General features: G+C 51.5%; 1 protein-coding gene. It reads right to left on the bottom strand.

Translation table 11 applies throughout. The features are described from left to right. On the bottom strand, positions 1-268 hold a 268-nt coding region (locus SB822_RS57640), incomplete at both ends, for a transporter substrate-binding domain-containing protein (RefSeq protein WP_410859179.1).

The raw sequence follows: 268 nt of genomic DNA, 5'->3' as shown, positions 1-268 counted from the left end.
CTGCATCGTCATTAAATGTACCCGCATTGGTCGTCGCAAATCGCGCAGGCAATCGCATATAGGACCGCGAGAAAGCAAATTGATCGCGATTTTCTTCGGTTGGTTTCCATCCGGCTATGATGGCTTCTGCTTGTCCACTAAGCAGTCGTTCCTCAAGCTCATTCCACGGCACAGCTTCAATCTGACAGACGTCGTCGACACCCAATTGACGACAAAGGGCTTTGGCTAGGTCGACATTGTAGCCGGAAAGCTGTCCCTGATCGCCAAG

It is taken from the genome of Paraburkholderia sp. SIMBA_054, from assembly GCF_046534875.1.
In the GTDB taxonomy this organism is placed as follows: Bacteria; Pseudomonadota; Gammaproteobacteria; order Burkholderiales; family Burkholderiaceae; genus Paraburkholderia; species Paraburkholderia hospita.
This window is presented reverse-complemented; position numbering and strand designations above follow the sequence as displayed.